Origin of the sequence: Polynucleobacter sp. IMCC 29146 (assembly GCF_021395195.1) — a bacterium.
Taxonomy (GTDB): domain Bacteria; phylum Pseudomonadota; class Gammaproteobacteria; order Burkholderiales; family Burkholderiaceae; genus Polynucleobacter.
Window position 1 is genome coordinate 1 of the sequence record NZ_JAJVCR010000025.1, and the last position, 3,844, is coordinate 3,844.

At 39.8% G+C, this 3,844-nt stretch carries 4 protein-coding genes; 2 read left to right on the forward strand and 2 right to left on the reverse strand.

Going from position 1 to position 3,844, the window contains the following annotated elements; all coding sequences use genetic code 11:
- Positions 1-140 precede the first annotated feature (140 nt).
- The gene (locus tag LZT22_RS12600) at positions 141-965 is read left to right on the forward strand and encodes a class I SAM-dependent methyltransferase (protein ID WP_233925651.1); all 825 of its coding nucleotides are present in this window, start codon (positions 141-143) and stop codon (positions 963-965) included.
- A gap of 39 nt (positions 966-1,004) precedes the next feature.
- Entirely contained in the window at positions 1,005-2,753 is a 1,749-nt protein-coding gene (locus LZT22_RS12605) for a hypothetical protein (RefSeq protein WP_233925652.1), read from the forward strand.
- 20 nt (positions 2,754-2,773) lie between these two features.
- Here LZT22_RS12605 and LZT22_RS12610 read toward each other — a convergent pair whose 3' ends face one another.
- Both LZT22_RS12610 and LZT22_RS12615 read right to left on the reverse strand, forming a co-directional pair.
- Positions 2,774-3,535 (reverse strand): recombinase RecT, encoded by a 762-nt coding sequence (locus LZT22_RS12610; RefSeq protein ID WP_233925653.1) that lies wholly within the window; start codon positions 3,533-3,535, stop codon positions 2,774-2,776.
- Positions 3,529-3,711, reverse strand: coding sequence for a hypothetical protein (locus LZT22_RS12615; RefSeq protein WP_233925654.1), 183 nt, complete (start codon positions 3,709-3,711; stop codon positions 3,529-3,531). The genes LZT22_RS12610 and LZT22_RS12615 overlap by 7 nt, the downstream gene beginning before the upstream one ends.
- Between the last annotated feature and the right edge of the window lie 133 nt (positions 3,712-3,844).

Consider the following 3,844-nt stretch of genomic DNA (forward strand, 5'->3'; position numbering starts at 1 on the left):
AATCTGATATCGTTCTTCTTGGCTAAGGTGTTGATAGGTCATGGCTACTTTGACTTGCTGGTCTAGAAGCTATGGATACTAAGATATCCTTAGCCACTAGGCTTAGTTGTTCAAAGTTGCACTTCGTGTTTGAATCCACCATGATTAAAAAAACCTTAGAGCAGTTATATGCCGAGCACCAAGGTAAGGTTTCCGATAAATGGAGCTCTTACCTATTGGAATATGAGAGGATTTTTGAGGGTATTCGAAGTAAGCCTATCAGCATGCTGGAGATAGGAGTGCAAAATGGGGGATCTTTGGAAATTTGGGCATCATTTTTCCCTGAAGCGGCCGCTATTATTGGTTGTGATATCAACCCTGACTGCGCCAAACTGAAATACGAAAATCCAAAAATTCATTTGTTTGTTGGGGATGCCAACCAAGAAGACTCACTAAACGCCATATCCAAACAGGCCCCAAATCTAGATATAGTGATCGATGACGGATCACATCGCTCAAGCGATATTATCCGGTCCTTTTGTCTGTACTTTTCCCGCCTTACCTCTGGCGGAATTTTTATTGCCGAGGATTTGCACTGTAGCTATTGGAAGCCATTCGAAGGAGGAATTGATTATGAATACTCATCAATGTCCTTTTTTAAGCAGCTTGTTGATTTGGTTAATTGGGAGCATTGGACTAATCTGCAGTCCCGCACTGGGCGTCTTAAAACTTTCAATGATTTTTACGGTTGCTTTTTAACAGAGAAGGATTTGGCGTGTATCCACTCTATAGAATTTGTAAATTCCATGTGCATTATTCGAAAAGCTAATTCAATGGATAATAGACTGGGTCGCAGAGTAATCGTCGGCAATGATGCATTAGTAGTGACTCAAATCATGGGTTTGAAAGATCAGGAGTATCAATTGGATCAAGGTTTAATTGAAAAGCCAACCTTTTTTCAAAAGTTAAAGAGATTCTTTGGATAGATGACTCAAATCAAATTTATCGCCTAAGCGAATCAATAAATGCGCCATATTTCTATTGCGAATTTAATGGGAAGGAATCAATTCTTTTTCATCGCGATAATCTCTCTAACGTTAATTCAGTTTACCTACGCCTATTGGATTCCCTTTCAGTTTATTCCCGGTCCCCATGATGATCTATTGTATTTTCGTTTGGCAGAGAGTATTGCCAATCTAAAGTGGCTAGGTGTTTTTGATCAAACCACTTTGATTAAAGGATTTGCCTACCCATTTTTTCTGTCGTTATCTATCTTTTTTAAAATTCCATTGCGGATCTTGGAGTCAATATTAATTTGTAGCTCAGCTCTTTATTTCATTATTGCAATTTATAGAGCATTTCCTAACAAGATCATTTTGACTTTGATATATGGCGCTATCATTTTTTATCCATTCCAGTACAGCTTAATTTCATTTCGCCTCTTAAGGGATATGATTTATTTGCCGCTTCTGCTTCTGATTATTTCTTCGCTTTATTTAATGTATCTTGATCGTGTAGATCATCTCCGAAAGGGAAAGTGGCTCTGGATTCACCCTGTTATTTTTGGGGGAGCATTATTTTTCTTTTGGAATACTCGCGAGGAGGGTATTTGGATTGCACCTGCCCTGGGGCTATGGATGTGCTTGCTTCTTTGGAGGGCATTTCAAATAGATGATGTTCGTGGGCTAGCAAAGCAACTCGCTATCGCAGTCCTCATCATGTGTACCCTGCAAGGTATTTTACTGAGTTTAAATGCCTATAAATATCGTGCAATTGTTGTGACAATATTTAAAGAAAGTAATTTTCAACGCGGATTTTCTGCTCTTTATCGTGTTGATTCTCCTAAGCTTTGGAATGAAGATATTTCACAAGATGATTGGAAAACACTGTTTCAAATTTCACCGACAGCTGCTGAGCTGCGACCTTTTGTAACTGGGAAGACTTATCGTTTTTGGGCAGATATTACCTGCAATGCAATATCCGAATTGGGTTATGGGGCAATAGAGCAGACTGCATGCCCAGCTGGTTTGCCTCCTGGCAATGTTCCATTTGCATTAATGGATGGCCTGTTTGAGATTGGTTACCGCAATCCAGCTCAAATTTCAGAGTTTATGGGACGTATGGCTAATGAGATTGATACTGCTTGCAAAGCAAAAAAAATGGCCTGTATAGCACCTCCTCCTTTTATGCTCTCACGGAATATTTTTGAGTATGGTATTCCTTGGGATATTTTTTTACATAATTTAAAGCGCTCAATTTATGTTATGGCAACTCCAACGCCTACATCGTTAAATCTATTTAACTCTTATTATGATTTAAATAGCGTACCCAATATGAGGGCTCAACTTGGGGGTAAATTATTTGATTCCCAGCTAGGTCGTGATTTAAATGCTACAGAAGCTAAAGCCCATCAAGAGATGAGTCAATTTTTTGTATCTAAATCTAGAATTTTAAATGTTCTTTTTAACTGGAGTTCAAAAGCATATTCCATATTTGTCCATTGGGCTTGGGTCTTATTCTTACCAATGACCTGGTTAGCATATCGACGCCCAAATTCATTTAACTATATCGTTACTACTCTTTTATTATTAGCCATCTCAAGAGCCTCAGTAATTTCTGCCTTAGATTACTATGCTGTTGCTCCTATTTGGCCGCTTGCATTGGTGTCTGGGACATATTTACTTTTTCTTGCAGAGCTCTTAAGTTGTGGGTATCTATGCCAGCTATTGATTGCTCGCTTTCAAAGTAGTGATCGCAATTCATTAGTCCTTTAAACTAATTATTCTTCTTTTCCCTATCCAAAAGATAATCTCGCACACTGCTGCATTACACGATGTCTTAGCATTCTCCTAGGCATCTTTTGCCAGATGGTCTGCTCACCCTTTACTTCTTCAAAGTATTCTCGAATGATGGTAGGCATACTCCGATCTTTGCGGTAGATGGTGCATTCCATCCACAGAGGGATATCATTACTTAATTGCGGCGATTCTTTAAAGGTGATCCCATCAAAAGCAGGGTGGCTATTGAGGATCTTACAGTAACCCTCAACAGTAATATAGGCTTGCCAATGGGTATCTTCGTATAAAGCTAGGGTCACCTCTTCTTTGAGGGGGTCTAAGTGATGCTCTATAGCAATTCGAAGTAAGGCCAATAGCGTTTGTTTAGGCGTCATTACCTGCAAATCAATCCATGCTTGTAATTCGGTCTCTTCAAGCTCTAGAACTTTGGCAGCCTTGCCCACTTCTTTTTTAATCAGGTCGTTTAAGAGCTTAATAGGTAAAGTAAGGCCTTCTTGCGCTATCGCCTGCGGGTTTTTGGATGAATCTTCATTCGCGCTTAGTAGCTTAGGGGAGGGGCTGCCTTTGTTCACGTCATCCTCTATTAAGTCTTCTTGAATATTGACCAGATTAAATACTGGGGCAAGATTGTCTTTGCACTCTTTTGTAGCCGCTACAAAATCTCGCTGTACCAACTCTTTTAAAGAGTGGGTGCGTTTACCTAATGGATTGGGACTGGGATTGGCTTTTATCTTGGAAGTTTTAGGTATTTTTAGCATGTTTTTTCCAATTGATTAGTTAGCTCTTTAATGACGAGTCTTCTTGAATTTTGAATGGGAACTTGGTATTGGGGGATGAGTTCGGGATGCTCTTGTTCTAGGCGCTTGCTATCTAAGCGATAGCTTTCCTTAGGACTCTTCCAGGTCGCTAATATTTGGTCTTGATAGGTAAGCACCTCAGCGGTAATCCCCCCTTATTTAACCGAACCCAGAAGTAGGATTCATTAAGCAACCATGGCCAGTCGCTGTTTCGGGGTAATGCCGCCCAATGCCATGTTTGGACGTTGATAATTGTATTTATACATCCAT